The sequence below is a fragment of the Inquilinus sp. genome, from assembly GCF_057815775.1.
In genome coordinates this window covers 1-4,347 of record NZ_JBYRFX010000242.1, presented here as the reverse complement: position 1 = coordinate 4,347, position 4,347 = coordinate 1, and the positions used below count along the sequence as shown (strand labels likewise).

The following is a 4,347-nucleotide window of genomic DNA, read 5'->3' as shown; positions in this document are numbered from 1 at the left end:
GGCCCGACCGAGGCGACGATCTGGGCCACGGCGGCCCGGATCGAGGATGCCTCGCCGGATGAACCGTCGATCGGCCGCCCGCTGGCGAATGATCGGGTCCATGTGCTGGACGGCAGCCTGCGTCCGGTGCCGGTGGGTGTGCCCGGAGAGCTGTACATCGCCGGTGCCGGTCTGGCGCGAGGCTATCTCAACCGCCCCGGGCTGACGGCAGAGCGGTTCGTGGCCTGTCCGTACGGGCCCGTGGGCAGCCGCATGTACCGGACGGGTGATCTTGCCCGCTGGCGTCCGGACGGCACCCTGGACTTCCTGGGCCGTGCGGATGAGCAGGTGAAGATCCGCGGCTTCCGGATCGAGCCCGGCGAGATCGAGGCGGCGCTGTCGTCGCATGCGGCGGTGGGTCAGGCAGCGGTGATCGCGCGGGAAGACCAGCCCGGACACAGGCAGCTGGTCGGCTATATCGTGCCCCGCTTCGGCAGTCTTTCCGATCGCGCCGAGGAAGACCGGCGGATCGCCAGCTGGACAACCATCTTCGATTCCTTCGATCAGGACGAGCTCGGGGCGCCCTTGGGCGAGGATTTCGGCGTCTGGAACAGCAGCTACGACGGTACTCCGATCCCGCTCGAGGACATGCAGGAATGGCGTGCCGCCACGGTCGAGCGCATCCTCGCTCTTCAGCCCCGGCGCGTCCTCGAGATCGGCGTCGGAACCGGTCTCATCCTGTCCAAGGTCGCGCCGCATTGTCAGAGCTACTGGGGCACCGACATCTCGGCCCCCGTGGTGGCGACGTTGCGCGGTCAGCTCGCACACGAGCCGGAACTCGCCCGGCGTGTCGAGTTGCGTGTCCAGCCTGCCCATGTGACGGAAGATCTGCCGGCGGGCTTCTTCGACACGATCGTCATCAATTCCGTCGCCCAGTATTTCCCGGATGTGCAGTATCTCGCGGGCGTTATCCGCGATGCCATGGATCTTCTGGTCGCGGGCGGCAGCCTGTTCCTCGGCGATCTCCGGAATCTGCGGCTCCTGCGCTGCCTGGCGACGGCGATAGAATTCGGCAAGGTCTCAGCCACAACCGATATCGACAGACTGCGCCGTGCTGTCGAGAACCGCTTGCTCCAAGAAAAGGAGCTGCTGCTCGATCCAGCGTTCTTCCGGGCTCTGCAGGCCCAATCTGACGACATCGCCGGGGTCGACATCCGGATCAAGCGGGGCCGCTCGATCAATGAGCTGACGCGCTATCGCTATGACGTGGTGCTGCGCAAGACGCCAGCGGCGGTGTTGTCCGTCGCCGAGGTGCCCTGCCTGCACTGGGGGCGGGACCTGTCGAGCCTCGACGACGTTGCCAGCCATCTCGATCGCGAGCGGCCGGCGCGGCTGCGCATCGCCACCGTGCCGAACGGGCGTCTGCTGTCCGAGTTCGGGACGATGCAGGCCTTGCAGGCCGGCGGCAGGCATGCCGGGGCCGGGCGGCCTCTGACATCGACGGCATCCACCTCGGAGGGCCTGGATCCCGAGCGCTTCCACGATCTGGGGGCTCGATACGGTTACGCTGTCGCGGTCACCTGGTCCGCTGCATCCGGCGAAGCCTGCGATGTCCTCATGCTCGATGCCGCCGGGGCTGCACTATCCGTCTTGACGAATCTGTACCTTCCGTCGCGGTCCGTCGGCGCCCTCGACGGCTATGCGAACCACCCCTCTGCCGCGCAGGCGATCGCGTCACTGCCAGCCCAGCTCCGCCAGCATGTTGCCGCATTGCTGCCCGAGCACATGGTCCCGGCCGCCGTCGTCCTCCTCGACGCCCTGCCGCTGACTCCCAATGGCAAGCTCGACCGCCACGCCCTGCCGGCGCCCGACTTCGCCCCGGACAGCTATCGCGCGCCCGAAACGGCCCAAGAGGCCTTCCTCTGCTCCCTCTTCGCCGAGACTCTCGGCCTTGACCGCGTCTCGCCCGACGACAGCTTCTTCGACCTCGGCGGCCATTCCCTGCTCGCCACCCGCCTCGTCTCCCGCCTGCGCGCCGCCCTCGGCCTCGATCTCCCCGTCCGCGCCCTGTTCGACGCCCCCACCCCGGCCGCCCTGGCACTGCGCCTCCACACCGCCGCTGCCGCCGCCCGCATGCCCCTGCGGCCATGGCTCCGCCCCGCCGAGATCCCGCTATCCTTCGCCCAGATGCGGCTGTGGTTCCTCGACCAGCTGGAGGGGCCGGGGCCGAGCTACAACATTCCGCTGGCGCTCCGGCTTGAGGGGGCTTTCGATGCCGATGCGCTGGAGGCGGCGCTTGGTGACGTGGTGGTTCGCCATGAGAGCCTGAGGACGCTGCTGGTCGAGACCGAGGACGGCCCGGTGCAGCACATCCTGGCGGCGGGCGAGGCCCACCCAGTGTTCGAGGTGCAGGCGATCGATCCGGCCGGACTGCCTGCCTCCCTCGGTCAGGCGGCCCGCCATGGCTTCGACCTGGCCGGCGAGCTGCCGCTCCGCGCCAGCCTGTTCAAGCTCGCCGAGCAGGAGCACGTGCTGCTCATCCTGCTGCATCACAGCGCCGGCGACGGCTGGTCGCTGGCGCCGCTCCTGCGCGATCTCGCCCAGGCCTATGCCGCGCGGCTGGCCGGTCGGGCGCCCGACTTCGTGCCGCTGCCGGGGCCGTATGCCGACCACACGCGGTGGCAGCGCGACTGGCTGGGGGAGGAGCAGGACCCCGCCAGCGCCATCGCCGGCCAGATCGGCTACTGGCGGACACAGCTCGCCGGGCTGCCGGCGGCGCTGGCGCTGCCGGCCGACCGGCAGCGGCCGGCGGCGCAGAGCGGCCGCGGGGCGCAGTTCGGCTTCGCCCTCGATGCCGATCTGCACCAGAGGCTGGCCGGCCTGGCGCGGGCGGCCGGGGCCACCCTGTTCATGGTGCTGCAGGCCGGGCTGGCGGCGCTCCTGACCCGCCTCGGCGCCGGCACCGACATCGTGTTGGGCAGCCCGATCGCCGGACGGACCGATGCCGCCCTGGACGACCTCGTCGGCTTCTTCGTCAACACCCTGGTGCTCCGGACCGACACGGCCGGCAACCCGAGCTTCACCGAGCTCCTGGCCCGGGTGCGCGAGGCGGACCTCGCCGCCTACCAGCACCAGGAGGTGCCGTTCGAGCGGCTGGTCGAGATCGTCAACCCGGCCCGCTCGCTGGCCCGCCATCCGCTGTTCCAGGTCATGCTGGTGTTGCAGAACAACGTCGCCCCTGTGATCGACCTGGCCGGTCTGGCGGTGGCGCCGCAGCCGGTCGAGACCGCCACCACCAAGTTCGACCTCTCCCTCAGCCTGGCCGAGGCGCGCGGCCCGGACGGATCGTCCCAGGGGCTCCAGGCCTCTCTCGAATACGCCACCGACCTGTTCGACCATGCGACGGTGGAGCAGATGGCCGGCCGCCTCGTCCGGCTGCTGGAAGCGGTGTCGTCGGATCCTGGTCGCCGGATCGGCAGCATCGAGCTGCTGGAGGCGGAGGAGCGGCAGCGGCTGCTGGTGGAGTGGAACGATACGGCGCAGCCTGTGCCGGAGGTGACATTGCCGGAGCAGCTCGAGGCACAGGTGGCCCGGACCCCGGACGCCACCGCGCTGGTGTTCGAGGACGAGGCCCTCTCCTACGCCGAACTCAACGCCCGGGCGAACCGTCTGTCGCACCGGCTGATCGCCCGTGGCGCCGGGCCCGAGACCGTCGTGGCGCTGGGCCTGCCCCGCTCCCTCGACATGGTGGTCGCGCTGCTGGCGATCCTCAAATCCGGTGCCGCCTACCTGCCGCTCGACCCGGACTATCCCGAGGATCGGCTCGGCTTCATGCTGGAGGACGCCCGGCCGGCGGTGCTGGTCACCACGGCCGGACTGTCCCACCGGCTTGCCACGGATGCGCCGCGACTGCTGCTGGACGACCCGGACGTCCAGGCCGAACTCGGCCACAGCCCGGATACCAACCCCACCGACGCAGACCGGTCCCGGCCCCTCCGGCCCCAGCATCCCGCCTACGTCATCTACACCTCGGGGTCCACCGGTCGGCCGAAGGGTGTCGTCATGTCGGGTGGGCCACTCACCAATCTCATGACATGGCATGCCACCGTGATCCCAGGACAGGCCGGGACGAGGGTCGCGCAGTTCTCGGCGTTGAGCTTCGATGCCTCGGCGCATGAGTTTCTGTCCGCCCTGCTCACAGGAAAGACGTTGTTCGTTCTGGATGCTGAGACACGGCGCAATCCCGCAGAACTGGCCATCTGGCTCGATCAAAATGCCATCGAGGAGCTGTTCGCACCCAATCCGATGCTCAAGGCGCTCTATGAAGCATTGACCGAGCAGCAACGGACACTGCCGTCCTTGCGAGAC

The 4,347-nt window shown here is 69.6% G+C and carries 1 protein-coding gene; it reads left to right on the top strand.

The annotated features are described in order from the left end of the window. The coding region (locus AC3XYG_RS08760) for a condensation domain-containing protein (RefSeq protein WP_489139434.1) at positions 1-4,347 on the top strand (4,347 nt) is incomplete at both ends.